We start from the raw sequence: 25,742 nt of genomic DNA, 5'->3' as shown, positions 1-25,742 counted from the left end.
GTTAGGCGGTCTGTGCGGGCGGGGCCGGGCCAGGGGTCCGCGCGGGCGGGGCCGAGCCGGCGGGCTTGGGACGACGGCGCAGCTCGGCCCGTACGAGTCCCAGATAGCGGTCCCAGTCCCAGTGCTTCCCCGGATCGGTGTGATCCGTCCCCGGCACCTCCCCGTGCCCCACGATGTGCTCCCGGTCGGCCGGAAAGCCGTAGCGCCGGCATATCCCGGCCGTCAGCCGCGCCGACGACGCGTACATGGCAGCCGTGAACGACTCCGGCCGGTCCACGTACCCCTCGTGCTCGATCCCGACGCTCCGCTCGTTGTAGCCGCGGTTGCCCGCGTGGAACGCCACATCCAGCTCGCGGACCGTCTGCGCGACATGCCCGTCCTTCCGGACCACGTAATGGGCGGCGGCCTCGTGAAACGGGTTCCGGAAGACATCCAGCGCGGTCGCATAGCTGCCCTGGACGACATGGACGACCACCCGGTCGATCCCGTAATCCGCCGGCCGGTCGGCCCGCCGGTAGTTCTCCGGGGACGCCGCGATCCACTGCGCGCCCCGGAAGTCCACCGCGCCCGCCGTGCGCGGCTTCTCGTTCCCCGGCAGCCGCCACCACCACTGCGCCGGTCCGCCGCCCGCCGCGAGCGCCGCGACCCCCGCGGCCACCACCCCGCCGCCCCCGATCCACAGCGCCCGCCGGCGGCCGATGCCCGGCCCGGCCCCCTGGCCTTCGCGCAGCTCACCGCCGCTTTTGCCGGTGCTGTCCGCACCGCTGTCCCCGTCCCTTTTCCCCATGCGCTCCATAACGCTTTCGGGCCGGTCGGCGGTTCCGTCTACCCTGGACACGCTATGACTGATGACGCACCCCGCCGCCTCCGCGTACTCGCCGCCATGTCCGGCGGTGTCGACTCCGCCGTCGCCGCGGCCCGCGCCGCCGAGGCCGGCCATGACGTGACGGGCGTGCACCTCGCGCTCTCCGAGAACCCCAAGTCCTTCCGCACCGGCGCCCGCGGCTGTTGCACGATCGAGGATTCGCACGACGCCCGCCGCGCCGCCGACGTCATCGGCATCCCCTTCTACGTCTGGGACCTCGCCGAACGCTTCCGTGAGGACGTCGTCGACGACTTCATCGCCGAATACGAGGCCGGGCGCACACCGAACCCCTGCCTGCGCTGCAACGAGAAGATCAAGTTCGCCGCGCTCCTGGACAAGGCCCTGGCCCTGGGCTTCGACGCCGTCTGCACCGGCCACTACGCCACGGTCGTCCTGCGCGAGGACGGCACCCGCGAGCTGCACCGCGCCTCCGACATGGCCAAGGACCAGTCGTACGTCCTCGGCGTCCTCGACGACCGTCAGCTGGCGCACGCCATGTTCCCGCTCGGCGACACCCTCACCACCAAGGCCGAGATCCGTGAAGAGGCCGCCCGCCGCGGCCTGTTCGTCGCCAAGAAGCCGGACAGCCACGACATCTGCTTCATCGCCGACGGCGACACCCAGGGCTTCCTCGCCAAGCGGCTCGGCACGGCTCCCGGCGACATCGTCGACGAGGCCGGTGCGGTCCTGGGCACCCACGAGGGCGCGTACGGCTTCACGATCGGCCAGCGCAAGGGCCTGCGCATCGGCCACCCGGCCCCCGACGGCAAGCCGCGCTACGTCCTCGACATCTCCCCGGTCGACAACACCGTCACGGTCGGCCCGGCCGACTCCCTGGACGTCACGGCCCTGACCGCGATCCGCCCCCGCTGGTGCGGCCGCCCCCCGACGGCCGGCCCCGCCCCGTACACCGCCCAGCTCCGCGCCCACGGCGGCGAGAGTGAGGTCACCGCCGACCTGGTCGACGGCACGGAACTCCGGGTGACCTTCAGCGAACCGGTGCGCGGCGTGGCCCCCGGCCAGGCGATCGTCCTCTACGACGGCACCCGGGTGGTCGGCTCGGCGACCATCGCCACTACGGAGCGACGGGTGCGGGCGGGGGCGTAGCGGGGGCGGCCCGACCCAGCCGTTTCACAGGCAGGAGACGCTGACCACGACAATGCGCTCCCCGCGCACGTCCGTCAGGTAGCTGAGCATCACGTACTGGCCCCCGGCGGTCCTTCCGTGCGCGACGCGCAGCCCGGGTGAGGGGCCTTGGTAGGCGGCACCGTCCAAAAAGACCATGGAGTTGACGACGGCGAGTTCGGCACAGATCCGTCCCACCTCGGCTTGGACCGGTGGCGTCAGGCTGTCCCCGTAGTCATCGGGGGTGTACTCCCAGGTCCACTCGCTCACCCGGCCTCCAGGGCCTCGGCCTCGCACTGAGCGGTGCGCACGATGGCCCCGATCTCCTGAATGGCGGTCTGTCTCTCATCCTCGGCGTCGCTGGACTGCAGCAGCTGTTCCGCCGCATGGAACCGGGCCGCTCTGGCCGGGTCGCGCTCGATGGCGATGAACGTGGCCCAGCGGCGGTAGAACATGCGGATCGGTGCCGTGCTGCCGTCCTGGCCGGCCCGGTCGAACGCCTGCTGCATCTCCTCGACCAGCTCCGGCAGCTTGGCGGGCGCCAAAACGGCGACCGCCGAGCGCAGGGCGGGGAGGGTCAGATCAGGCATCGGCATGAGGGGCCCGTCGCTGTGCACTGGTTGGCTGCTCATGCGGAACTCGTCTCCTCGCTCTGCCGGGCACCCCAGCCTACCCGCGCGTCTCCCGCAGGTGCCGGGGATCCTGGCGGCTCTCGTGGCGTGGTGCGCCTCATGCGGCACAGCGAGTCCTTTCGGCGTCTCGGCAGCTCCGGCAGCGCCCCGGGCGGTCCGCGCGGAAGGCGCGGTCGCAGCCGTCGCAGTTCTGGAGGGGGACGACGGGTGGGCGGTCAGGCTCTGGGGGCGGGGCCGTACGGGACGGCGGGCGCAGGGCGGACAGGCGGTGAGCGAGCAGGCGGGCCGGGCGGCGGGTGAGGCGTGCGGGCAGGCCGCTGGTCAGGGCCTCGGTGATCTCCTGAGGGTCCGCCCCTCGGCCCAGCCAGTCCGTGACGGCCGGGGCGAGCGCCGTGATCTCCCGCTCGGAGAGGAGCAGCCGGCGGTCGCGGTGCGGGAGCCGGGCGAGCAGGTCGACGGCTTCCGGGACGGGATCCGGCGCCGGCCGCGAGGGCACGGCGGGTTCCGGCGCGCCGGTGGCCCCGTGTTCGGGCTCGCCGGTGGCCCCGTGCTCGGGAGCGGCGGCGCCGTCGGGTTCCGCCGTTGCTCCCGGCAGGTCGTAGGCGAACGTACGGGTGACGATCCGGCCCCGCGGCCCGCGCTCGACGCGGCGCTCCAGCCAGCCCTCGGCCTCCAGTTCGCGCAGCGCCCCGGCGAGGGCGGTCTTGCCCTCGGCGAAGTGCCTGCAGAGCGCGTCGATGGTGATCGGAGCGCCATCGGGGAGGGACAGGATGTACGCCGCGACACCGACCGTGACGGCACTGCCGGCGCGCTGCGCCAGGCGGTTGGCGAGGACGGTGAAGTGGGAGGTCTGGCGCGTACGGATGTGAATGACGCCGCCGGAAACGCGCGAGAGCGCGGGGGAGGGCGCGTTAGGATGCGCTGAAGTCATCGGGAAGGGTTTTGCTTCCTTGTGATCAGGCCCTCGGATTGGGATTGCCGTCCCGCCGGGGGCCGTTCTGTGTGCGGTTGTGGTGACCGGCAGCGGCTGGTGTGCCGCCGTCGCAGTGGAACTGCGGTGAGCGTAACCGCATTCCGGACGCCTTCGCGCCCAAGTCACCCGATGGGGTGAGGAGTTGGGGCGGTGGTAGGTGGGTGGGGTTCTCTTCCCGGGTTCTTTGGTTGGCCGGCCGGGTCACCGGCGGACGGTGGGGCGGAACCTGGTGCCGCCGCGCCGGTGTCCGGTCGGTCGGCTTCCGGTGCGACCTGGGCGGATGTGCTGAAGCGCTGGGTGATGCGCTGCGCGCCGCCCACCACTGACAAATGTCATGCCGAAGCGAGGACAGTCGGAACTGTTGCGGTGCCCGGCCGTGCCCGAAGCTGAAGACGTCGAAGAAAGACGCCGTTCAGAGAGCAACCTGGGGGAGCCCGCCGTGAACCGGAGCCGGAGCGAGAGCCAGCAGCAGGGGTCGGACGCCCCCGTCGGGGAGGGGGCGAATCCCCTGGCGCAGAGCCTGCTGCCGCTGGTCCTGGACGTGGGGATTCCGCTGGCGTCGTACTACATCCTGCACAACGGTTTCGGGCTCGGTGAGATCGCGGCGCTGGGCTGGAGCAGCGTGCTGCCGGCGCTGCGTACGGTCTGGGGCCTGGTGCGGGGCGCGGGCGTCAACGGCCTTGCGCTGCTGATCCTTGTCGTCAACGTCGTGGGCCTGGCGCTGAGCACGATGACCGGCGATCCGCGGCTGATGCTCGCCAAGGACGGCGGGGTGAGCAGCGTCACCGGCATAGGGATGATCGTCTCCGTGTTCATGGGGAAGCCCCTGATGACCGCCGGCCTCAAGCCGTTCGTGACGAAGGGGAGCGCGGCGAGGAGCGCCGCCTGGGACCGGCTGCTCGCCGGGTCCGCACGCTTCCGGCGGGCAGAGCGGAGGTTCTCGCTGATATGGGGGATCACGCTGGTGACCGAGTGTGCGGTGCGGGTGATCGGCGCCTACACCGTCCCGGTGCACACGATGATCTGGCTGGGGACGGTGCTGACGGTGGTCGCCATCCTGCTGGCGATGGTCGTCGCGGGGGGCAGCTGCGCCGAGCCGATGGAGAAGATGGTCCGGGCCGAGGTGGAGCGCGTCGGCGGCCACCAGGGCGGCGAAGCGCCGGTGGGCGTGGCGGACGGGGCGGGCACGGCTGCCGCTGTGCCGGCCGGCACCGTGCAGGCGGGTACCGCGCAGGTCGGCACAGCGCAGCTCGGCACCGGAAGCTGAAGCGCACAGGGCCTCGCGGGCGGCCGGGCGCCGACCCGCGCGAGGGCAGCGTGAGGGGGCCGTTGCCGAGTCGTCCGGCTCCTGCGGTGGCACCCACGGGCATGGCGCGAAGCGTGGGCTATCTGTCGTTGACGCCATCCGCGCCGGACCAGAGGGTGGAGGAGTGAAGCAGCGCCGCATCGCCTTTGTGATCTTCGAAGGCTTCCAGCCTCTTGACCTCTTCGGCCCCTACGAGGTGTTTCAGCATGCCCACGAGCTCACCGATGCGTACTCCTGCCAGATCGTGGCCTCGCAACCGGGACCGGTTCGGTCCGCCCGTGGGGCTTCGATACACGCTCCCTACGGTGTGGCCGATCTGAACCCCGCGGAGATCGACACGGTGGTGGTGACGGGCGGCGAGGGTGTCGACCAGGCCCGGCACGATCCGGTGCTGACCAGCTGGATCGCCGAGGCGGGGGCCACCACCCGGCGCGTCGCATCGATCTGCAGTGGGGTGTTCCTGCCGGCAGCCGCCGGCCTGCTCCGGGGACGGCGGGTGACCACCCACTGGGCACGTGAGCAGCAACTCAAACGGGAGTATCCCGAACTGATCGTCGACTGCGATCCGATCTTCCTCAGGGACGGGCGGATGTGGACGTCGGCCGGAATGACGGCAGGGATGGACCTCGCACTCGCCCTGGTAGAGGACGACTTGGGCCGCGAGATCGCCCACGCCACCGCGCAGGAGATGGTGCTGTTTCTGCGTCGTCCCGGTCCCCAGTCGCAGTTCAGCGTGCCGTTGTGGTCGACGCAGCCGACCACCGACCCCATCCGCGCGGTGGTTTCGGCGATCCACGCCGATCCCGGCGCGCGGCACGGCATCGCTGACCTCGCTGCGCACGCCGGGCTGAGCCCGCGCCACCTCCAGCGCAGGTTCACCGCCGAGCTCGGCGTTCCGCCCACCACGTATGTCGAGGGCGTCCGCATCGAGGCCGCCAAGCGGGCACTCGTCGAGGGCGAGCATCCCGTCGAGGCCCTTGCCCGGCGGTACGGCTTCGGCACCGCCGAGACGCTACGCCGCGCTTTCCACCGGCACTTGGGCGTTTCACCGTCCGACTACCGCGACCGATTCAGATCCACCAAGGAGTACCTGTGACCGCCTACGGTCTGCTGATCTTCGACGGTGCCGAGGAGCTGGACTTCACCGGGCCGTGGGAGGTGTTCACCGCCTCCTCCATGCTGCGCGACCATGCCGACACGGTGCGGCTCATCGCCGAACGCCCTGACGCCGTCCGCTGCAACAAGGGCATGCGGGTCCTGCCGGACCACACCCTGGAGGACCACCCTCCGCTGGATGTGCTGCTGGTTCCGGGGGGCAACGGGACGCGTCGCGAGGTGTCCAACCCCGTGCTCATCGACTGGATCCGCACGACCGCGGCCGACGTGGCCTGGACGACCAGTGTGTGCACCGGAGCCCTGCTCCTGCACGAGGCGGGCCCGGCGCGCGGCCGCCGGGTCGCCACTCACCACCAGTTCGAGGACGCCCTGCGGGCCAGGGGCGAGATCACCGTGGTCGACGACGCCCGCTTCGTCGTGGACGGGAATCTGGTCACCAGCCAGGGCGTCTCGGCCGGAATCGACATGGCCCTGTGGCTCATCGGCCGTCTCCACGGCCGCGCGCACGCCCGGGCGGTCCGCCGGTACATCCAGTACGAGCCCGCCCCGCCGTACCTCTCCGACGAGCCGGTCATTGCCCCATAACCCCCCGGAACCGTTCAGATCCGCAAGACCGCAAGACCGCAAGACCGCAAGACCGCAAGACCGCAAGACCGCAAGACCGCAAGACCGGATGTTCCGGAGGGAGCGGAGGAAGCCGGGTCGTCATGGGACGGATTACCGCATCTTCCGCCGGGCCCGGGACGTCCCGGGGCGGGCCGGCCGGGACCAGCCGCATCACGGGGGTGGGCTGGGCCCGGCCGGCCGGTGAGGCCGGCCGGCGCTTACGGGGGCGGTGGGGAGCGTGACGGAAATGGAGGGAATGGCGGGAATGGCGGGCTTTGTTCGGTCCGTCGGTGTCCGTGTAGGGGGGAGTGGGGTTCTCGGGGCCGGTGGGGCGCGGGGAGACGGTCCGCCGGTCAACTGTGAGGTGTTGCACAGCGCGCGCCGCGGCAGGGGCACGCGGCGCGGGGAGTGCCGCCGGATGGGCTGCCGCTGTTGCTCTGACCTGCGGGTATGAGGTGGGGGAGGGGTGGGTGCGGGGCGTCAGTAGGTTGGCGGGATTGCGTAAGGGAACGGCGTGTCGCGCATCCCACAGTCGATCGGCGGGATGCCGCCCATAAAGTCGGCAACGCGACGGGACGTCAAAGGTTGCCGGGTCGAGGAGTGGTGACGATAAGGACTCACAAGGAGTTGTTGCACTTGTGAGGGCTCGTCAGGTCCGGACCGTAGACGGCCTCTCCGCGGCCACGAAGGGAACGGAAGTCAATGTCGACTGTTCAATCTGAGGTCAATCCCGGTATTCATCGGACCGGGCCGGCATCTCTGTACGCCGAGCTGGTCCGGCGAAATCCCGGGGAGCCCGAGTTCCACCAGGCGGCTCTCGAGGTGCTGGAGACGCTTGCCCCCGTGCTGACGGCCCGCCCGGAGTTCGCCGAGGCGAAGATCCTGGAGCGGATCTGCGAGCCGGAGCGGCAGATCATGTTCCGGGTCCCCTGGCAGGACGATTCCGGAGCGATTCACGTCAACCGGGGCTTCCGGGTGGAATTCAACAGCGCGCTCGGCCCGTACAAGGGCGGTCTGCGCTTTCATTCGTCCGTGAATCTGGGAATCGTGAAGTTCCTCGGCTTCGAGCAGATCTTCAAGAATTCCCTGACCGGGCTGAACATCGGCGGCGGCAAGGGCGGCAGCGACTTCGATCCGCACGGCAAGTCGGATGCCGAGGTCATGCGCTTCTGCCAGTCGTTCATGACGGAGCTGCACCGCCATCTCGGCGAGCACACGGACGTACCGGCGGGCGACATCGGCGTCGGCGGCCGGGAGATCGGCTACCTCTTCGGCCAGTACCGGCGGATCACCAACCGCTGGGAGCCCGGTGTGCTGACCGGCAAGGGGCTGGCCTGGGGCGGCTCCAAGGCCCGTACGGAGGCCACCGGCTACGGCAACGTGCTGTTCACCGAGCAGATGCTCAAGCAGCGCGGCGAGGAGCTGGACGGCCAGCAGGTGGTGGTCTCCGGGTCCGGCAATGTCGCGATCTACACCATCCAGAAGGCGCAGTCGCTCGGCGCCAACGTGCTGACCTGCTCGGACTCCGGCGGCTATGTCGTCGACGAGAAGGGCATCGACCTGGCGCTGCTGCGGCAGATCAAGGAGGTCGAGCGCGGCCGGATCAGCGAGTACGCCGAGCGGCGCGGGGTGTCCGCCAAGTATGTGCCCGGTGGGCGGGTGTGGGACGTCGCGTGCGATGTGGCGCTGCCGTCGGCGACCCAGAACGAGCTGGACGAGGACGCCGCCCGGATCCTGGTCCGTAACGGCGTCAAGGCGGTCTCCGAGGGCGCCAACATGCCGACCACCCCGGCGGCGGTGACGCTGCTCAAGGAGGCCGGGGTGGCGTTCGGCCCCGGTAAGGCCGCCAACGCGGGCGGTGTGGCGACCAGCGCGCTGGAGATGCGGCAGAACTCCTCGCGCGAGGCATGGTCCTTCGAGCGTACGGAGGGCGAGCTCGCGACGATCATGCGCTCGATCCACCACCGCTGCTACGAGACCGCGGAGCGGTTCGGGCTGCCCGGTGACTATGTCGCCGGCGCCAATATCGCCGGCTTCGAGCGGGTCGCCGACGCGATGCTGGACCAGGGACTGATCTAGCGGCAGGGCACGGGCGGCGGGGCGGCCCGCACGGGCACCGCTCCACAGCCGGGCCGGCCCGGGGGCGACCCTGTGGCCGGCTCGCCCCGTCCGGGCCACCCGCTGCCCGCCGCCCGTCCCCTACGGGCAGCCCCCGGCCGCCCGGCCGGGCGCTGCCCCGCGGCCCGCTCGTAAGGTGACCGCATGAATATCTGCGTCTTCTGCTCCGCCGCCGACCTCGACGACCGTTATGTCACCCCGGCCCGCCAGTTCGCCGAGCTGATCGGCAAGGGCGGGCATGCACTGGTCTGGGGCGGTTCGGACACCGGCCTGATGAAGGTCATGGCCGACGGGGTGCAGGACGCCGGGGGCAAGCTGATCGGCGTCTCCGTGGAGTTCCTGGCGCACAAGGCGCGCGAGGGCGCCGATGAGATGGTCGTCACCAAGGACCTCGCCGAGCGCAAGGCACAGATGCTGGCGCGCGCCGACGCCGTCGTCGTGATGGTCGGTGGCACGGGCACCCTGGACGAGGCCACCGAGATCCTGGAGCTGCGCAAGCACGGGATGCACACCAAGCCGGTGGTGCTGCTGAACACCGCCGGATTCTACGACGGGTTGAAGGAACAGTTCCGGCGGATGGAGGCGGAGGGGTTCCTGCCGATTCCGCTCACCGACCTGGTCTTCTTCGCGGCGGACGGCGTCGGTGCGCTGGCCTACCTGGAGGAGAAGGCGGGCATCGACGCCTGACCGCCGCGCTCCGCGTCCCCGTCGCCGCTCGTTAGGATCGGTCCCATGGGTACGCACTTGATCACGGGCGCAGGGTCGGGCATCGGAGCGGCGGTCGCACGGCGGCTCGCACAGCGCGGGGAGGACCTGTGGCTGCTGGCGCGCAACGCGGTGCGGGCCAAGGAGCTGGCCGCGCAGTTCCCCGGCGCCCGCACGCTCGTCGGTGACCTCGCCCTGCCCGAGAAGCTGTCCTGGGCGTTCGGGCAGCAGCCGCTGCCGGACCGTATCGACTCCCTGGTGCACAGCGCGGGCGTCATCGAGCTGGGCGCGGTCGGCGATCTGCCGGCCAAGGCCTGGCAGCGGCAGCTCGCCGCCAACCTGGTCGCGCCCGCCGAGATCACCCGGTTGCTGCTGCCGCTGGTACGGGTCGCCCAGGGACATGTCGTCTTCGTCAACTCCGGTGCCGGGCTCCATGCGAACCCCCAGTGGGGCGCGTACGCGGCGAGCAAGCACGGCCTGAAGGCGCTGGCGGACTCGCTGCGGGCGGAGGAGCACGACAACGGCGTCCGGGTGACCTCCGTCTACCCGGGGCGGACGGCCACGCCGATGCAGGAGACCACGCACCAGCAGGAAGGCAAGGAGTACGACGCGTCCCGCTGGATCGACCCGGAATCGGTCGCCACGGCCATCCTCACGGCCGTCGACCTGCCGCGGGACGCGGAGATCAACGACGTGTCGGTGCGGCCCGGCCGGTAACAGCGTCCGCGGAGGCTTTGCCCGGCCGGCTGCCGCGCGGGGGCCGGGCCGCGCTGCGCGAGGCCCCGTATTGCCGTCCGGTACGCACACCTGGCGCACCCCGCCCGCCGGACCGCCGCATACCCTGCCTGGGTGAGCGAGAACAGCACGCAGAAGTGGGCCGCGGGTGCGGCGACCGGGATCGGGTCGATGCCGGGCGGTGACGCGCGGGAAGCGGCGAAGACCGTCACCGGATCGCTGGAGGCCTTCCCGTACCTCCCTGAGCTCCCGGCCCGGGGGCCCGGCGCCGACATGATCGGGCGGACCCTGGGGCTGCTCGTCGAGGTCTACGGCCATGTGGAGCCCAGCGGCTGGCGGATCAGCGACCGGCCGGGCCGCGACACCCGGCGCGCCCACTCCTGGCTCGGGGAAGACCTCGACGCCCTGGAGGAGTTCACCCAGGGCTACGAGGGGCCGCTGAAGGTCTCCGCGGTCGGCCCGTGGACCCTGGCCACCGCCCTGGAAACGCGCAACGGCGAGGCGGCCCTCGGCGATCCCGGGGCCTGCCGGGACCTCGCGGCGTCCCTGGCGGAGGGGCTGCGCGGCCATCTCGCGGACGTGCGGCGGCGGGTGCCGGGCGCCCACGTCGTGCTCCAGCTCGACGAGCCCTCGCTGACGGCCGTGCTCCAGGGGCGGGTGAAGACCGCGAGCGGCTACCGCACCCACCGCGCCGTGGACCGGGCGGTGGTCGAGGGCGCGCTGCGTGATCTTGTCGCGGTGGCGGACGGCGGCCCCGTCGTCGTCCACTCGTGCGCGCCCGAGGTGCCGTTCGGGCTGCTGCGGCGGGCCGGTGTCACGGGCATCTCGTTCGATTTCTCCCTGCTCACCGAGCGTGAGGAAGAGGCGATCGGCGAGGCCGTCGAAGGCGGTACGGCGCTGTTCGCTGGCGTGGTGCCGGGCGTGGACAGCCGATTGTCAGACCCTGCCGGTAGCGTCATGGGGGTCAGGACGCTGTGGCGCAGGCTGGGGCTGACGCCGGGGACTCTCAGCGAGTCCGTGGTGATCACTCCCGCGTGCGGGCTCGCGGGCGCTTCGCCCGCTTATGCCCGCTCGGCCCTCGCCCACTGCGTCCGGGCGGCGAGATCACTCGCAGACAACCCTGAGTGACCGCACTCAAGGACCACGGGAGGACAAGACGGTGGCTGGCGAACAGCACGCAGCTCAATCCGACGTGCCCGCGGCGGCGCGGGAGAAGCACGCGCAGCTCGCTGAGCAGATCGAGGAGCACCGCTTCCGGTATTACGTGAAGGACGCCCCGGTCGTCAGCGACGCGGAGTTCGACAGGCTGCTGCGCTCCCTGGAGGCCCTGGAGGACGAGTACCCCGAGCTGCGCACCCCCGATTCGCCGACCCAGAAGGTCGCCGGGGCGTACGCCACGGAGTTCACCGAGGTCGAGCACCGCGAACGGATGCTGTCGCTCGACAACGCCTTCGACGACGAGGAGTTGGCGGGCTGGGCCGAGCGGATCGCCGGTGAGCTGGGCGGCGATCCCCGAAGCGCCGGATACCACTTCCTGTGCGAGCTGAAGGTCGACGGCCTCGCGGTCAACCTCACCTACGAACACGGCCGGCTGACCCGCGCCGCCACCCGCGGCGACGGCCGTACGGGCGAGGACATCACGCCCAACGTCCGGACCATCGCCGAGATCCCGCACCGTCTCACGGGCGACCGGATCCCGGACCTGGTCGAGGTGCGCGGGGAGGTCTTCTTCCCGATGGAGAAGTTCCTGGAGCTCAACGAGCGGCTGGTGGCCGAGGGCAAGCCGCCGTTCGCCAACCCCCGTAACGCCGCGGCCGGTTCGCTGCGCCAGAAGGACCCCAAGGTCACGGCCCTCCGCCCGCTGCACATGGTCGTCCACGGCATCGGCGCCCGCGAAGGCCTGGAGATCGACCGCCAGTCGGAGGCCTACGACCTGCTCAAGGTGTGGGGCCTGCCGACGGCCACGCACAACAAGGTCGTCGACTCCCTGGCGGCGGTGCGCGAGTTCATCGCCCACTACGGCGACGCCGAGACCCGCCGTACGGCCGTCGAGCACGAGATCGACGGTGTGGTGGTCAAGCTGGACGAGATCCGGCTGCAGGGGCGACTGGGGTCGACCTCGCGGGCGCCGCGCTGGGCGATCGCCTGGAAGTACCCGCCGGAGGAGGTCAACACCAAGCTCGTCGACATCCGCGTCGGCGTCGGCCGTACGGGGCGGGTCACGCCGTACGCCGTGGTCGAGCCGGTGACGGTGGCCGGCTCCGAGGTGGAGTTCGCCACCCTGCACAACCAGGACGTGGTCAAGGCCAAGGGCGTGTTCATCGGGGACACCGTCGTGATCCGCAAGGCCGGCGATGTCATTCCGGAGATCCTGGGCCCGGTCGTCGACCTGCGGGACGGCAGCGAGCGGGAGTTCGTGATGCCGGCCGAGTGCCCCGAGTGCGGGACGGCGCTGCAGCCCGCCAAGGAAGGCGATATCGACCTGCGGTGCCCCAACGCCCGTGCCTGCCCCGCCCAGATCCGCGAGCGGCTGTTCTATCTGGCCGGCCGCAAGTGCCTGGACATCGAGAACTTCGGCTATGTCGCGGCGACGGCGCTCAGCCAGCCGCTGGAGCCCGCCGAGCCCCCGCTGAAGGACGAGGGCGATCTTTTCGGCCTCTCCATCGAACAGCTGCTGCCCATCAAGTCGTATGTCCTCGACCCCGACTCCGGCCTGCCCAAGCGCGATCCGAAGACCGGCGAGGAGAAGGTCGTCACCTTCTTCGCCAACCAGAAGGGCGAGCCCAAGAAGAACGCCCTGGCCATGCTGGAGAACATCCAGGCGGCCAAGGAGCGCCCGCTGGCCCGGATCATCACGGGGCTGTCGATCCGGCATGTGGGCCCGGTGGCGGCCGAGGCGCTGGCGCGGGAGTTCCGCTCGATCGACCGCATCCGGGACGCGGACGAGACGGAGCTGGCCGCCGTCGACGGTGTCGGAGCCACCATCGCCGCCTCGTTGAAGCAGTGGTTCGCCGTGGACTGGCACCAGCAGATCATCGAGAGCTGGCGGGCCGCCGGTGTCCGGATGGAGGAGGAGCGAACGGGTGAGGAGGGCCCGCGTCCGCTCGAAGGCGTCACCGTCGTCGTAACGGGCACACTTCAGTCACACACCAGAGATGGCGCGAAAGAGGCCCTACAGAACCTCGGAGCGAAGGTGACCGGTTCCGTTTCGAAGAAGACCGGATTCGTAGTGGTGGGCGACAACCCTGGTTCGAAGTACGACAAGGCCATGCAGTTGAAGGTCCCCGTGCTGGACGATGATGGCTTCGCGGTGCTGCTGGAGCAGGGTCCTGACGCAGCGCGAGCGGTAGCTGTCACTCCGCCTGAGGAGGAGTGAGGTGTCACCCCATCGGCGCATACCAGATTGATCCGCGACGCCGGGTCGCATTCGGGCAACCGTCGTCGATCGCTGCCCGTGGCGGCCCTCCGCGGCCTACTGTTGAGGAGTGCGCCTGCCGTGGCGCGGGCACAGCCGGCTGTGAGAGGGATCGGAATGAAACCGACCGACAGCGCCGCTCCGGCGTCGCGGCTCCGGCGGCTCGTCGTGCCCGCGCTGCCCGCGACCATCGTCCTCGTGGCGGGCCTCGCGCTCGCCACGGGCGTCATCATCACCCTCGGCAAAGGTGACGCGCTGTTCCCCGGCGCCGCCATAGGCTGGTCGCTGGCGATCCTCACCGGCGTCATCGTCGGCCATCTGGTCGCCCTCGGCCGGGACCGCTGGTGGGGCGGCACGGGCTCCGGCGCCGCCCTGTCCCTGGCCGTCCTGCTGCTCTACGGCTGGGTGCCCGCCACCCTCGTCAGCCTCTCCGTCGTCGTCCTGGTCGGCGCCGCCCGGCGGCACCGCTGGCGACAGGCCGTGGTGCACGGCGCCGTGGACATCCTCGGCATCGGCGCCGCGGCGCTCGGCCTCGCCGCGTTCGGCGTGATCTCCAGCGTCCGCCACCCCTGGGCCCCGGCGGCCTGGAACCTCGCCGTCCTCCCCGAAGTCGTCGTCACCGCCGCCGGCTACCTCTTCGTCAGCCGCGGCCTCCTGTGGCTCAGCCTCGCCCCGCGCACCGGCCAGCTGCCCGCCATCCCCCGAACGGCCGTACTGCGCCAGGCACTCGTCGGCATCGCCCTGCTCGGCATCTCCCCGCTGATCGCCGTCTGCGCCCTCTACGCCCCGCTGCTGCTGCCGCTGTTCGCGGTCCCGCTCATCGCGCTGGACTCCACCCTCTGGATAGCCCGCGCCCGCGCCGAGGAGCAGTTGCGCGACCCGCTCACCGGCCTGCCCAACCGCCAGTGGCTGCTGGAGCGCACCTGGACCGCGCTGGACGATGCCGAGCGCGTCGGCTCCCGCTCGGCGCTGGTCCTCATCGACCTGGACCGCTTCCGCTCCGTCAACGACACCCTCGGCCACCTGGCCGGCGACCGCCTGCTGCTGCAGATCGCCGACCGTCTGCGGCATGCCCTGCCGCGCGGCGCCGAGGCGGCCCGGCTCGGCGGCGACGAGTTCGCCGTCCTGCTGCCCACCACCGACTCCCTCACCAGCTCCCAGCGGGTGGCCCGCTCTCTCGTCGCCGCCCTCGGCTCCCCGCTGGACCTCGACGGACTGACCCTCGTGCTCGAAGCCAGCGCGGGGGTCGCCGTCTTCCCCGACCACGCCCTCGACGCCGAAGGGCTGCTGCGCCGCGCCGACGTGGCCATGTACCAGGCCAAGCGCGACCGCAGCGGGGTCGAGCTCTACGAGGCCAAGCGGGACGGCAACACCCCCGACCGCCTAGGCCTGTTGGGAGATCTGCGCCGCGCCCTGGACGCCGGCGACGTCGAGCTGCACTACCAGCCCAAGGTCGGCTTCGACGGGCATGTCGCCGGGCTGGAGGCGCTGGTCCGCTGGGTGCATCCGGACCGCGGCCGGGTGCCACCCGACGAATTCATCGCCATCGCCGAGTCCTCCGGGCTGATGCCCCGGCTGACGGAGTACGTCCTCGAAACGGCGCTCGCCCAGGTGGCGCGCTGGCGCGCGATGGGCCTGGAGGTGCCGGTCGCGGTCAATGTCTCCCCGCGCGATGTGCACTCCCCGGGCTTCGCCGGGGCGGTCGCCGCCCGGCTCGCCCGGCATCGCGTCCCACCCGGCGCCCTCCAACTGGAGATCACCGAACATGTCCTGCTGGAGGATCCGCAGCGGGCCGCCGACACCCTCGCCGGGCTCACCGCGCACGGCGTGAAGATGTCGCTCGACGACTTCGGCACCGGCTACTCCTCCCTCGTCCATCTACGGCGGCTCCCGGTGAGCGAGCTGAAGATCGACCGCTCCTTCGTGGCCCGGCTCGCCGTCGACAACGAGGACGCCGAGATCGTCCGCTGCACCCTCGACCTCGCCCACTCCCTCGGCCTCCTGGTCGTCGCCGAGGGCGTCGAGGACGACGAGACCTGGGAGCGGCTGCGCGATCTGGGCTGTGATGCCGTACAGGGCTGGCTGGTGGCCGCCGCGATGCCACCGGACGAGACCACGGCATGGCTGAGAGCCCGCGGCGAGCGTGGCTGGCAGCGTGCATCGGAGAAGGCCGCCCTGGCGGCGGAGAAGGCCGCCGAGCGCCCTTCGGGACAGGTCTTGAACTGACCCGGCCACCGGCCGTCCCATGTCCCCGTTCCGAAGAACCTGCACAGACGCCCTCAGCAGCGGTCCGGCCCGATGAACTCGGGCCGTCGGACAGCGGCGAGGCGGGCGAAGTTGGCGTGCCCGGCGCGTTGACCGGCGTGTCCGGAGACGGCGCGGTGTTCGCAGGCAGCGATGCGCCGGGCGACGGTGACGTGGCCGCCGGCAGTGATACCTCCGGCGCGAACGAAGCCTCCGACGCGTCCGGTGAACACGTTCCCTCTGATGAGGCCGGGGCGGCGGAGGAGGCGGATGAGCCGTCCGGGCCGGAGGCTCCCTAGGGTCCCAGGTGTCCCTGCCGCCTGGCGCCCCCGGCAGGGGTCCGGCGCGAGAGTGACAACAGTGACAACTCCGGGTCGCGGCCGGTCGGCTGGTCGGCCGGCCGGTCGGCTGGTCGGTCGGTCCTGGGGCCCGCCCGCCCCCCTCGCACAGCGGTTCGGTCATGGAATGATCGGCGCATGAGCCAGGGCAACGAGTACCTTCTGGACAACCAGCAGGCCGAGGCGGGGACCCGCTTCGACGCGCTGGCCGCGCTCTTCGACGCCTCGACGTTCCGGCACTTCGAGACGGTCGGGGTCGAGGAGGGGTGGCGGTGCTGGGAGGTCGGTGCCGGCGGGCCGACCGTCGCCGCGTGGCTCGCCGAGCGCACCGGGCCCCGCGGGCGCGTGCTCGCCACCGATATCGATGTGTCCTGGGCCGGAACGGCCGCGGCCCAGGGAGTCGAAGTGCTCCGCCACGACGTCGCCCTCGACGAGCCCCCGGCCGGTCCCTTCGACCTGATCCACGCCCGACTCGTCCTCGTCCATGTCGCCGACCGCGATGCCGCGCTGCGCACCCTGGTCCGGGCGCTGCGTCCCGGCGGTTGGCTGCTGATCGAGGACGCCGACCCCGCGCTCCAGCCGCTGATCTGCCCCGACGCGTACGGCCCCGAGCAGGAGCTCGCCAACCGGCTGCGCGGCGGCTTCCGTGAGCTGCTGCGGCAGCGCGGTGCCGACCTCGCCTACGGGCGGAAGCTGCCGCGGCTGCTGCGCGAGGCCGGCCTCGCCGATGTCGAGGCCGACGCCTACTTCCCGATCGCCTCGCCCGCGTGCGACGCCCTCGAAGCGGCCACGGTCCACCAGGTGCGCGACAAGCTCACCGCCGCGGGCCTCGCCACCGACGACGAGATCGAGCAGCACCTCGCCAACATCGCGGCAGGACGCCTCGACCTCGCCACCTCACCGATGATCTCGGCCTGGGGCCGCCGGCCCTCGGAAGGCAGCCCCGGCCTCGACTAGCCACTCCTCGCCGGCTCTTCCCGGCTCCCTGGCCGGGTGTGGCGTCCCGGCGCGCCCAGGGCCGCGCCGCCCTCCGGCGGAGGGCGAAATCGCCCCCGGTCCGGCGCTCGCGGCCGCCCCCGGCGAAACGGTTTCGCGGCAGCTCTTGCGTACGCCATAGGATTGGGCCGGAAAAGTTCACAGGAGCATTCGACGAGAAGACTCCGCTGGACTCTCCGCCCGGAACACTCCGCCCAGAACACCAGAGGATCGCTGCATGCCTGGCATCACGCGCGAGGAGGTCGCCCACCTCGCCCGGCTGGCACGTCTGGAGCTGAAGGCAGAAGAGCTCGACCACTTCGCCGGACAGCTCGACGACATCATCGGCGCGGTCGCCCGCGTCTCCGAGGTCGCCGACCAAGACGTACCGCCGACCTCCCACCCGCTGCCCCTGACCAACGTCATGCGGCCGGACGAGGTCCGTCCGTCGCTGACCCCCGAGCAGGCGCTCTCCGGCGCCCCGGCCCAGGAGCAGCAGCGTTTCAAGGTGCCGCAGATCCTGGGTGAGGAGTGACCGACATGGCAGACCTGATCAAGCTCACCGCCGCCCAGATCGCGGCGAAGATCGCCGCCGGCGAGGTCACCGCCGTCGAGGTGACCGAGGCCCACCTGGCGCGCATCGAGGCCGTCGACGAGAAGGTGCACGCCTTCCTGCACGTCGACCGCGAGGGCGCGCTCGCCCAGGCCCGCGCCGTCGACGAGAAGCACGCCCGCGGCGAGAAGCTCGGCCCGCTGGCCGGTGTCCCGCTCGCGCTCAAGGACATCTTCACGACGGAGGGCGTTCCCACCACCGTCGGCTCGAAGATCCTCGAAGGCTGGCTCCCGCCGTACGACGCGACGCTGACCAAGAAGCTCAAGGCCGCCGACGTCGTCATCCTCGGCAAGACCAACATGGACGAGTTCGCCATGGGGTCGTCGACGGAGAACAGCGCCTACGGCCCGACCGGCAACCCCTGGGACCTCACCAAGATCCCCGGCGGCTCCGGCGGCGGCTCCAGCGCCGCCCTCGCCTCCTACGAGGCCCCGCTCGCCATCGGCACGGACACCGGCGGCTCCATCCGCCAGCCCGCGTCCGTCACCGGCACGGTCGGCGTCAAGCCCACCTACGGCGGCGTCTCCCGCTACGGCATGGTGGCGTTCTCCAGCTCCCTGGACCAGGGCGGCCCCTGTGCCCGTACGGTCCTGGACGCGGCGCTGCTCCACGAGGTCATCGCCGGCCACGACCCGCTGGACTCCACCTCCATCGACGCGCCGGTCCCGCCGGTCGTCGAGGCGGCCCGCAACGGCAGTGTCGAGGGCATGCGCGTCGGCGTCGTCAAGCAGTTCCGCGGCGAGGGCTACCAGGCCGGTGTCATCCAGCGCTTCGACGAGTCCGTGGCGCTGCTGAAGGAGCTGGGCGCCGAGATCGTCGAGCTGGACTGTCCGTCCTTCGACCTGGCGCTGTCCGCGTACTACCTGATCGCGCCCTCGGAGTGCTCCTCCAACCTGGCCCGCTTCGACGCCATGCGCTACGGCCTGCGGGTCGGCGACGACGGCAGCAAGTCCGCCGAGGACGTCACGGCCCTGACCCGTGAGGCCGGCTTCGGCGCCGAGGTCAAGCGCCGGATCATTCTCGGCACGTACGCGCTCAGCTCCGGCTACTACGACGCGTACTACGGCTCCGCCCAGAAGGTGCGGACGCTGATCACCCGCGACTTCGAGAAGGCCTTCGAGCAGGTCGACGTGATCGTTTCGCCGACCACGCCGACCACCGCCTTCCCGATCGGCGAGCGCGCCGACGACCCGATGGCGATGTACCTCGCCGACCTGTGCACGATCCCCACCAACCTGGCGGGCAACGCGGCGATGTCGCTGCCCTGCGGCCTGGCGCCCGAGGACGGGATGCCGGTGGGCCTGCAGATCATCGCGCCTGCCATGGCCGACGACCGGCTCTACAAGGTCGGTGCCGCGGTCGAGGCCGCGTTCACCGGCAAGTGGGGTCACCCGCTGCTAGAGGAGGCACCTGCACTGTGAGCGCCATGACCAAGAAGGCCAAGAACTTCAAGAAGTCCAAGGGCGGCCTGTACCTGTCGATCGGCAGCACCGCCTTCGGCGCCCTCAGCGTCGCGAAGCAGGCCAAGCTGGCCCGTCAGGAGAACGACACGCTCCGCCTGATCGACGCCGCCGTCTCGGCCGCGGCGATCGTCACCGGCCTGGCGATCCTCTACCGCGAACTGAAGCGCCTGGGCGACGACGACGTCCTGCTGGGCTGAGAGGGAAAGTTTCACCGTGACTGTCACTGACCTGGTGTCGTACGAGGACGCCCTCGCGGCGTACGACCCCGTCATGGGCCTGGAGGTCCATGTCGAGCTCGGCACCAAGACCAAGATGTTCTGCGGGTGTTCCACCACCCTGGGCGCGGACGCCAACGCGCAGACCTGCCCCACCTGTCTCGGCCTGCCCGGCTCGCTGCCGGTCGTCAACGCGATCGGCGTCGAGTCCGCGATCAAGATCGGCCTGGCGCTGAACTGCTCCATCGCCGAATGGTGCCGTTTCGCCCGGAAGAACTACTTCTATCCGGACATGCCGAAGAACTTCCAGACCTCCCAGTACGACGAGCCGATCGCCTTCGACGGCTACCTCGACGTACAGCTGGAGGACGGGGAGATCTTCCGGGTGCACATCGAGCGCGCCCACATGGAGGAGGACACCGGCAAGTCCACCCACATCGGCGGTGCCACCGGCCGTATCCACGGCGCCCGGCACTCCCTCCTGGACTACAACCGCGCCGGAATCCCGCTCATCGAGATCGTCACCAAGCCCATCGAGGGCGCGGGCGAGCGGGCCCCCGAGGTCGCCAAGGCGTACGTCGCCGAGCTGCGCGAGCTCATCAAGGCGCTGGGCGTCTCCGAGGCCCGGATGGAGCAGGGCCAGATGCGCTGCGACGTGAACCTGTCGCTGCGTCCGCAGGGGACCGAGACGTTCGGTACGCGGTCGGAGACCAAGAACGTCAACTCCCTGCGCTCCGTCGAGCGTGCGGCCCGGTTCGAGATCCAGCGGCACGCCGCGGTGCTCTCCTCCGGCGGCACGATCGTCCAGGAGACCCGGCACTTCCACGAGGAGGACGGCTCCACCACGGCCGGCCGCATCAAGGACAACGCCGAGGACTACCGCTACTTCCCCGAGCCGGACCTGGTGCCGGTGGCCCCCTCCCGCGAGTGGGTCGAGGAACTGCGGGCGGCCCTGCCCGAGCTGCCGCGGGTGCGCCGCAACCGGCTGCGCGAGGAGTGGGGCATCTCCGAGCACGACATGCAGTCGATCCTCAACGCGGGCGCGGTCGACCTGATCACCGCCACCGTCGACGCCGGCGCGGACTCCGCCTCGGCCCGTAAGTGGTGGATGGGCGAGCTCGCCCGCCGCGCCAACGAGGACGGCGTGGAGCTGGCCGCCCTGCCGATCACCCCCGAGCAGGTCGCCCGGGTCACCGCGCTGGTGGCCGACGGCTCGCTCAACGACAAGCTGGCCCGCCAGACCATCGAGGGCGTGCTGGCCGGCGAGGGCGACCCGGATACCGTCGTCGAGAAGCGCGGCCTGAAGGTCGTCTCCGACGAGGGCGCCCTGGGCACCGCCGTCGACGAGGCGATCGCCGCCAACGCCGCCATCGCCGACAAGATCCGCGGCGGCAAGGTGGCCGCGGCCGGCGCGCTGGTCGGCGCGGTCATGAAGGCCACCCGGGGCCAGGCGGACGCGGCCCGCGTCCGTGAGCTGATCCTGGAGAAGCTGGGCGTCGAGGGCTGACGCCCTCACCCGTCCGGCAGCGCTGAGCGGCCGCCCGCCCGAGAAGTCACTCTCGGGAGGGCGGCCGCTTTGTCGTACGGCCTATCCGGTCGGCCCGCCCGCCCGGTCGCCCGCCCATCCGGTTGGCCCGGTCCTCCGATCGGCCCGCCCACCTGTTCGGCCCGGTCCTCCGATCGGCCCGGTCCGACGGGAATGCCGGAGCCCGCCGCCATGCTGTGATCGAGGAGAGGCCCCTCCGCCGTCCGAGGGCGAGGACGAGGGCAGGGACGGGGCATCGCCCTTGGGCCAGTTGGAGGAACGGTGCAGCACGAATCTCTCGCCGCGAGGATCGGCCGGGTCGGCGTCTGGCACGGCGGGCTCGGCAGGGTGCCGGCCGCCGTCGCGCGCCGGACGGCGGCCGAGATCGAGCAACTGGGGTACGGCGCCCTGTGGATCGGCGAGACGCCGGCCACCGAGTCAGTGAGCCTGGCCGGTCTGCTGCTGGCCGCCACCGAGCGGATCACGGTCGCCACCGGCATCGCCAACATCTGGGTCAGGGACGCGTCCGCCGCGCACGCCGCCGCCCAGACCCTGGCCGAGGCGTACGACGGACGCTTCGTGCTCGGCCTGGGGGCGAGCCACGCCCCGCTGGTGGATGTGCGCGGCCACAGCTACGCCAAGCCGCTCGCGGCGATGCGGGCCTATCTCGACGCGATGGACGGGGCCCCGTACGACGGCCCGAGGGCCGATCCGGCGCCGGGCCGGGTGCTGGCGGCGCTCGGCCCCAAGATGCTGGAGCTGGCGCGGGACCGGACGGACGGCGCTCACCCGTACTTCGTCACCCCCGAACACACCGCCCGCGCCCGCGAAATCCTCGGCAGCGGTCCGCTGCTCGCGCCGGAACAGGCCGTGCTGCTGGAGTCCGACCCCGCGACGGCCCGCGCACTGGCCCGTGAACACCATCTGCGCCCCTATCTGCAGTTGCCGAACTACACCGGCAATCTGCGACGGCTCGGCTTCGGGGACGAGGACTTCCTCGGCGGCGGCAGCGACCGGCTGGTGGACGCGATCGTGGCGTGGGGCGACGCGGACGCCATCCGCCGGCGGGTCGCCGAACACCACGAGGCCGGAGCGGACCATGTCGCCGTCCAGCCCGTGGCGTCGGACCGGGGGCTGGGGATCGAGCAACTGCGGGAACTGGCGCCGGTGTTGCTGTAAGCCATGTCCTGTGTGGAGGACTGGCCTGTGGCTTCGGCAGGGCATGGGGGTGCCGTGGAGTGGAAAATCCAGTGGTAGCGGAAGTGCTTTTTCAAGGGGGTGAGGACTGGGTGGGGCTCACCACCGTTGTCGCCCTCGTGGAGAGCGAGAAGGAATCCTGGTGGAACCAGCCGGGCGAACCGGCCTCTCGCGATATCAAGGGCGCCGCACTTGTCGTCGTGAAGTCTCTTCTCTCCACCGGCCTCATGAAGGCCGGTGAACTCTCGACTTCGATTGCCGATCAGTGCGACTTCCTCGACTGGCCGGGCAGCACCCAGAAGATCCTTGAATACATTTCGGATGAATGGGGTGAGCTGACATCCCTGGACCGCTTCGAGCCCTGCTGGCTTCGCAGTACGGATGCCGGCCGGGAAGCGGGACGTGCCATCGACAGCTGATGACGTGGCGTAAGAGCCGAGGGGATACCCGGGAAGATGCGGTCTTGGCGGGACGGTATCGCTGTCGCTGTTCCTTTGCCCTCAGACGGTGCTCGTGGTCGGCCGCTCGGCCGGGGAGTCCTTGTGGCTGATCGCCAGGTAGGCCACGAGGAGCACGATGGGCGCGATGAGTGCCAGCGTGACCGGGCCCGTTCCCCAGCCGAGGCCGCCGCGAGCGGTGGAGACGCCCATCCAGTCGGCGAAGGAGGCTCCGAGCGGGCGGGTCAGGACGTACGCCCACCAGAAGGCGGCGACGGCGTTGAGCCCGAGGAAGCGTCCGGACAGCGCGGGCACCGCGATGAGGGCGGTGAACAGGATGCCGGAGGGGAGATATCCCCAGCGCAGGGTGCCCGCGGTGAGGTCGCCGACGGCGGTGCCGAGGGCGAAGGTGGCGAGCACCGTCGCCCAGTAGAACGTCTCGCGGCGGCGGGTGCGGATGCTGTGGATGGACAGCGTTCCCTCGGATACGTACCAGGCGGTCAGGAGTGCGGCCAGGCCGAGGGAGAAGGCGATGACCGAGACCGTGTAGGGGATGCCGGCCACGACGTGCACGACATCGGCGGCCATCGTGCCGAACACGCTGACCATGACGATGGCGGACCAGTAGATCCAGGGCCGGTAGCGGGTGGTCCGGAACTGGAGGATCAGCAGGGCCACCAGCCCGGCGAGTCCCAGACTGCCGGCCGGTATCGGGCCGAGCGTCCGGCCGAGGTAGTCGGAGGCCGTCTCTCCCATGCCGGTGGTGAGTACCTTCACGCCCCAGAAGAGCGCTGTGACCTGCGGTACCTTGCTCCAGCCCGGCCCGTGTCCACCCTCGGCCGCTAGGGTGCGGAAACCGTCCCCGCCCACGGGTGGTGCCAGCGCCTCGCTGCTCGACTGCGCCATCGTCCTGTCCGCCCTCCCGGCGCGGTGCGCCGTGTCGGCAACTCTCTGCATGTCGGGCGCCGGGCAGGGGTCACGCGTGCTCGGTGATCCCCACCCGGCTTTCGTCTACAAGACTGTAGACGATGTTGGAGGGAGGGATGGGGCGGGGTGTGCCGTGGGTGCCGGCGGCCCGTGGCCGCCCTGGCCGCCGGGGCCGTGTACCCGTATTGGGTCTCCTGGGTCGTCCGGTGGGGCGGGGCGGCGGATGATCGTTCCGACGGCTCGACGGGAAGGGGGCGCACGGGAGCGACGCGATGGGTGACGAGCCCCAGCACGGTGAGCAGCGCCACGGCGGTGGGCAGCGCCGGCATGGTGAGCAGCCTCAGCACAGCGAGCAGCGCCAAGGCGGCGCGGAATGTGGCGAGGCGGGTGGCCTGGGTCGTGGCGCCAGCGGCACCAGTGGCGGCACCAACGGCACCTGTGGCCCCGGTGGCCCCGGTGGCCTCCCGCGCAGGCGATTCCTCGGGGCCGCCGCCGTAGGAGCCGCCGGTCTCGCCGTGGGGGTGACCGCCGGCTGTCACTCCACGTCGGGCGCGGGCCCCGGCGCCGGCCCCACGGCTGGCGACGAGCCGGACCTCGCCGCGGAGCGGGACCGGCCGGGGCATCCCGACTGGCGGATCCGTTCGGCCGGTCCGCCCGATGCGGTCCAGGGGTACACCGACAAGGTCAGCGTCCTGCCGGGCGAGGAGTTCGGGCTGTACGTGTCGACCACCGCGCCCGGCTTCCGTGTCGCGGCCTACCGGGTGGGCTGGTACCGCGGGGCCCAGGCCCGGCGGGTCTGGTACTCGGACCGGGTGGCCGGGGGGCGCCAGCGCCACCCGAGGCTGCTGCCCGGGACCCGCAGCGTACGCGCGGACTGGGAGCGCAGCCTCCGGGTGCGTACGGACGGCTGGCCGCCGGGCGCCTATCTGCTCCGGCTGGACGCGGAGCACGGCCACCAGCGGTACGTCCCGATGGTCGTGCGCTCGGCCCGCACCGCCGGCCGGACGGTGCTGATGCACGCGGTGGCGACCTGGCAGGCGTACAACGCGTGGGGCGGCTACAGCCTCTACCGGGGCGCGGACGCCGGATACGGGTCGCGCTCGCTGGCCGTCAGCTTCGACCGGCCCTACGACTCCAACGGCGCGGAGAAGTTCCTGGTCTACGAGCGCGCGCTGGTGGTCCTCGCGGAACGGCTCGGCCTTCCGCTGGCCTACACCACCGGGTTGGACGTCCACCGCGACCCGTCGGCGCTGCGGGGCGCCACGGCGGCGCTCTCGCTCGGCCACGACGAGTACTGGACCCCGCAGCAGCGGGAGCACGTCACCCGGGCCCGCGACGCCGGCACCAACCTGGCCTTCCTCGGGGCCAATGCCTGCTTCCGCCGGATCAGGCTGGAACCGTGGCGGGGGCTGGAGCCGGAGCCGGGTTCGGAGTCCGGACCGGGTCGGGGTTCGGAGTCGGGACCGGGGCAGGGGCCGGCGTCGGATTCGGGGCAGGAGCGGGGGCCGGGGGCGGATTCGTCCGGTGTCCTGCGCACGGTGGTCTGTTACAAGACCTCCTACCGGAACGATCCACGCTTCGCCGGTCCGCACCGGGCCCTGCCGACCCACGATTTCCGCCAACCGCCCGCCGCCGACCCGGAGTCCGCCCTCACCGGCGTCTTCTACGAGGGCTACCCGACGGACGCGCCCTATGTCGTGCACAACGCGGACCACTGGCTCTTCGCGGGGACGGGCGCGAAGCGGGGCGATTCCTTCGACCACCTGGTCGGGGTGGAGTACGACCGGGTGACCCCACAGGCACCCACGCCGGAGCGGCTGGAGATCCTGGCCCACTCACCGCTGGTCTGCAACGGCCGGAGCAGTCACGCGGACTCCGCCTACTACACCGTGCCGAGCGGCGCCGGAGTCTTCGCCTCCGGGACGATGCGGTGGGTGGAGGCCCTGATGGCCGGAACGCACGACGACGGCCGTGACCACGGCATGGACGACCGGACGCGGGCCTTCGTCACCCGCACCACCGAAAACCTGCTCCGCGCCTTCGCCGTGGCACCCGCGGCGAAGATCCGGCCGGCGCCGCGGAACAACGTCGCTGCTGTGTACGGGGTTTAGCGCCGTCGCCGCATCCGGCATGAGCGTTGCTGGAGTTGGCCCCCCTGAGATTGGGGGGACAGCCGCAGTGAGTACCGGCGCCGGCGCTTCTAGCGTCTGAC

The 25,742-nt window shown here is 71.5% G+C and carries 23 protein-coding genes; 18 read left to right on the top strand and 5 right to left on the bottom strand.

Annotation, left to right across the window (positions count from 1 at the left end):
- Position 1: 1 nt before the first annotated feature.
- Positions 2-787 carry an N-acetylmuramoyl-L-alanine amidase gene (locus tag D9V36_RS14045; RefSeq protein WP_431357667.1) on the bottom strand — a complete coding sequence of 262 codons (786 nt, stop codon included), beginning with the start codon at positions 785-787 and terminating at the stop codon, positions 2-4.
- 54 nt (positions 788-841) lie between these two features.
- Here D9V36_RS14045 and mnmA point away from each other — a divergent pair, with 54 nt between their 5' ends.
- On the top strand, positions 842-1,972 hold the full coding sequence (mnmA, locus tag D9V36_RS14040; protein WP_129294073.1) for a tRNA 2-thiouridine(34) synthase MnmA: 1,131 nt from the start codon (positions 842-844) through the stop codon (positions 1,970-1,972).
- Positions 1,973-1,996: 24 nt separating this feature from the next.
- Here mnmA and D9V36_RS14035 read toward each other — a convergent pair whose 3' ends face one another.
- The 3 genes from D9V36_RS14035 to D9V36_RS14025 form a co-directional block, all read right to left on the bottom strand.
- On the bottom strand, positions 1,997-2,260 hold the full coding sequence (locus tag D9V36_RS14035) for a hypothetical protein (protein WP_129294072.1): 264 nt from the start codon (positions 2,258-2,260) through the stop codon (positions 1,997-1,999).
- The gene (locus D9V36_RS14030) at positions 2,257-2,622 is read right to left on the bottom strand and encodes a hypothetical protein (RefSeq protein WP_129294071.1); all 366 of its coding nucleotides are present in this window, start codon (positions 2,620-2,622) and stop codon (positions 2,257-2,259) included. The genes D9V36_RS14035 and D9V36_RS14030 overlap by 4 nt, the downstream gene beginning before the upstream one ends.
- 97 nt (positions 2,623-2,719) lie before the next feature.
- Positions 2,720-3,553, bottom strand: a complete 834-nt coding sequence (locus tag D9V36_RS14025) for a hypothetical protein (protein WP_129294070.1) — start codon at positions 3,551-3,553, stop codon at positions 2,720-2,722.
- A 481-nt stretch (positions 3,554-4,034) separates the two neighbouring features.
- Here D9V36_RS14025 and D9V36_RS14020 point away from each other — a divergent pair, with 481 nt between their 5' ends.
- The 16 genes from D9V36_RS14020 (at position 4,035) to D9V36_RS13945 (ending at position 22,585) form a co-directional block, all read left to right on the top strand.
- Positions 4,035-4,862: a VC0807 family protein gene (locus tag D9V36_RS14020; protein WP_431357666.1), complete on the top strand. Its 828-nt coding sequence runs from the start codon at positions 4,035-4,037 to the stop codon at positions 4,860-4,862.
- A gap of 163 nt (positions 4,863-5,025) precedes the next feature.
- On the top strand, positions 5,026-5,997 hold the full coding sequence (locus tag D9V36_RS14015) for a GlxA family transcriptional regulator (protein ID WP_129294069.1): 972 nt from the start codon (positions 5,026-5,028) through the stop codon (positions 5,995-5,997).
- Positions 5,994-6,602 (top strand): DJ-1/PfpI family protein, encoded by a 609-nt coding sequence (locus D9V36_RS14010; protein WP_129294068.1) that lies wholly within the window; start codon positions 5,994-5,996, stop codon positions 6,600-6,602. The genes D9V36_RS14015 and D9V36_RS14010 overlap by 4 nt, the downstream gene beginning before the upstream one ends.
- Before the next feature lie 723 nt (positions 6,603-7,325).
- Positions 7,326-8,702 carry an NADP-specific glutamate dehydrogenase gene (gdhA, locus tag D9V36_RS14005; protein ID WP_206739662.1) on the top strand — a complete coding sequence of 459 codons (1,377 nt, stop codon included), beginning with the start codon at positions 7,326-7,328 and terminating at the stop codon, positions 8,700-8,702.
- Positions 8,703-8,885: 183 nt separating this feature from the next.
- Positions 8,886-9,428 (top strand): TIGR00730 family Rossman fold protein, encoded by a 543-nt coding sequence (locus D9V36_RS14000; protein WP_129294067.1) that lies wholly within the window; start codon positions 8,886-8,888, stop codon positions 9,426-9,428.
- Between the two features lie 45 nt (positions 9,429-9,473).
- The gene (locus tag D9V36_RS13995; RefSeq protein WP_129294066.1) at positions 9,474-10,163 is read left to right on the top strand and encodes an SDR family oxidoreductase; all 690 of its coding nucleotides are present in this window, start codon (positions 9,474-9,476) and stop codon (positions 10,161-10,163) included.
- Between the two features lie 132 nt (positions 10,164-10,295).
- Entirely contained in the window at positions 10,296-11,309 is a 1,014-nt protein-coding gene (locus D9V36_RS13990; protein WP_129294065.1) for a methionine synthase, read from the top strand.
- 31 nt (positions 11,310-11,340) lie between these two features.
- On the top strand, positions 11,341-13,557 hold the full coding sequence (ligA, locus tag D9V36_RS13985) for an NAD-dependent DNA ligase LigA (protein ID WP_129294064.1): 2,217 nt from the start codon (positions 11,341-11,343) through the stop codon (positions 13,555-13,557).
- A gap of 156 nt (positions 13,558-13,713) precedes the next feature.
- Positions 13,714-15,822: a putative bifunctional diguanylate cyclase/phosphodiesterase gene (locus D9V36_RS13980; RefSeq protein ID WP_129294063.1), complete on the top strand. Its 2,109-nt coding sequence runs from the start codon at positions 13,714-13,716 to the stop codon at positions 15,820-15,822.
- 494 nt (positions 15,823-16,316) lie between these two features.
- Positions 16,317-17,135 (top strand): class I SAM-dependent methyltransferase, encoded by an 819-nt coding sequence (locus D9V36_RS13975; protein WP_129294062.1) that lies wholly within the window; start codon positions 16,317-16,319, stop codon positions 17,133-17,135.
- 256 nt (positions 17,136-17,391) lie between these two features.
- The gene (gene gatC / locus D9V36_RS13970) at positions 17,392-17,688 is read left to right on the top strand and encodes an Asp-tRNA(Asn)/Glu-tRNA(Gln) amidotransferase subunit GatC (protein WP_006602950.1); all 297 of its coding nucleotides are present in this window, start codon (positions 17,392-17,394) and stop codon (positions 17,686-17,688) included.
- A gap of 5 nt (positions 17,689-17,693) precedes the next feature.
- Positions 17,694-19,187 carry an Asp-tRNA(Asn)/Glu-tRNA(Gln) amidotransferase subunit GatA gene (gene gatA / locus D9V36_RS13965; RefSeq protein ID WP_129294061.1) on the top strand — a complete coding sequence of 498 codons (1,494 nt, stop codon included), beginning with the start codon at positions 17,694-17,696 and terminating at the stop codon, positions 19,185-19,187.
- 5 nt (positions 19,188-19,192) lie between these two features.
- Positions 19,193-19,426: a hypothetical protein gene (locus D9V36_RS13960; protein WP_030087700.1), complete on the top strand. Its 234-nt coding sequence runs from the start codon at positions 19,193-19,195 to the stop codon at positions 19,424-19,426.
- Between the two features lie 16 nt (positions 19,427-19,442).
- The gene (gene gatB, locus D9V36_RS13955) at positions 19,443-20,951 is read left to right on the top strand and encodes an Asp-tRNA(Asn)/Glu-tRNA(Gln) amidotransferase subunit GatB (protein ID WP_129294060.1); all 1,509 of its coding nucleotides are present in this window, start codon (positions 19,443-19,445) and stop codon (positions 20,949-20,951) included.
- Positions 20,952-21,251: 300 nt separating this feature from the next.
- Positions 21,252-22,148 carry an LLM class F420-dependent oxidoreductase gene (locus D9V36_RS13950; RefSeq protein ID WP_129294059.1) on the top strand — a complete coding sequence of 299 codons (897 nt, stop codon included), beginning with the start codon at positions 21,252-21,254 and terminating at the stop codon, positions 22,146-22,148.
- A 110-nt stretch (positions 22,149-22,258) separates the two neighbouring features.
- Positions 22,259-22,585, top strand: coding sequence for a hypothetical protein (locus D9V36_RS13945; RefSeq protein WP_129294058.1), 327 nt, complete (start codon positions 22,259-22,261; stop codon positions 22,583-22,585).
- 81 nt (positions 22,586-22,666) lie between these two features.
- Here the strand turns inward: D9V36_RS13945 and D9V36_RS13940 are convergent, their stop codons facing one another.
- Positions 22,667-23,509, bottom strand: a complete 843-nt coding sequence (locus D9V36_RS13940; protein WP_129294057.1) for a COG4705 family protein — start codon at positions 23,507-23,509, stop codon at positions 22,667-22,669.
- A gap of 293 nt (positions 23,510-23,802) precedes the next feature.
- Here D9V36_RS13940 and D9V36_RS13930 point away from each other — a divergent pair, with 293 nt between their 5' ends.
- A complete protein-coding gene (locus tag D9V36_RS13930; RefSeq protein WP_241720866.1) occupies positions 23,803-25,641 on the top strand; it encodes a N,N-dimethylformamidase beta subunit family domain-containing protein in 1,839 nt (612 codons plus the stop codon).
- The last annotated feature ends 101 nt before the right edge of the window (positions 25,642-25,742 follow it).

Source organism: Streptomyces lydicus (genome assembly GCF_004125265.1).
GTDB lineage: Bacteria > Actinomycetota > Actinomycetes > Streptomycetales > Streptomycetaceae > Streptomyces > Streptomyces lydicus_C.
This window is presented reverse-complemented; position numbering and strand designations above follow the sequence as displayed.

Excerpts from the sequence above, each read along its gene's own strand:
- D9V36_RS14045 (WP_431357667.1), bottom strand. The coding sequence starts at position 787 with ATGGGGAAAAGGGACGGGGACAGCGGTGCGGACAGCACCGGCAAAAGC.
- mnmA (WP_129294073.1), top strand. The coding sequence starts at position 842 with ATGACTGATGACGCACCCCGCCGCCTCCGCGTACTCGCCGCCATGTCC.
- D9V36_RS14030 (WP_129294071.1), bottom strand. The coding sequence starts at position 2,622 with ATGAGCAGCCAACCAGTGCACAGCGACGGGCCCCTCATGCCGATGCCT.
- D9V36_RS14025 (WP_129294070.1), bottom strand. The coding sequence starts at position 3,553 with ATGACTTCAGCGCATCCTAACGCGCCCTCCCCCGCGCTCTCGCGCGTT.
- gdhA (WP_206739662.1), top strand. The coding sequence starts at position 7,326 with ATGTCGACTGTTCAATCTGAGGTCAATCCCGGTATTCATCGGACCGGG.
- D9V36_RS14000 (WP_129294067.1), top strand. The coding sequence starts at position 8,886 with ATGAATATCTGCGTCTTCTGCTCCGCCGCCGACCTCGACGACCGTTAT.
- D9V36_RS13995 (WP_129294066.1), top strand. The coding sequence starts at position 9,474 with ATGGGTACGCACTTGATCACGGGCGCAGGGTCGGGCATCGGAGCGGCG.
- D9V36_RS13980 (WP_129294063.1), top strand. The coding sequence starts at position 13,714 with ATGAAACCGACCGACAGCGCCGCTCCGGCGTCGCGGCTCCGGCGGCTC.
- D9V36_RS13975 (WP_129294062.1), top strand. The coding sequence starts at position 16,317 with ATGAGCCAGGGCAACGAGTACCTTCTGGACAACCAGCAGGCCGAGGCG.
- gatC (WP_006602950.1), top strand. The coding sequence starts at position 17,392 with ATGCCTGGCATCACGCGCGAGGAGGTCGCCCACCTCGCCCGGCTGGCA.
- gatA (WP_129294061.1), top strand. The coding sequence starts at position 17,694 with ATGGCAGACCTGATCAAGCTCACCGCCGCCCAGATCGCGGCGAAGATC.
- D9V36_RS13960 (WP_030087700.1), top strand. The coding sequence starts at position 19,193 with ATGACCAAGAAGGCCAAGAACTTCAAGAAGTCCAAGGGCGGCCTGTAC.
- D9V36_RS13940 (WP_129294057.1), bottom strand. The coding sequence starts at position 23,509 with ATGGCGCAGTCGAGCAGCGAGGCGCTGGCACCACCCGTGGGCGGGGAC.
- D9V36_RS13930 (WP_241720866.1), top strand. The coding sequence starts at position 23,803 with ATGGGTGACGAGCCCCAGCACGGTGAGCAGCGCCACGGCGGTGGGCAG.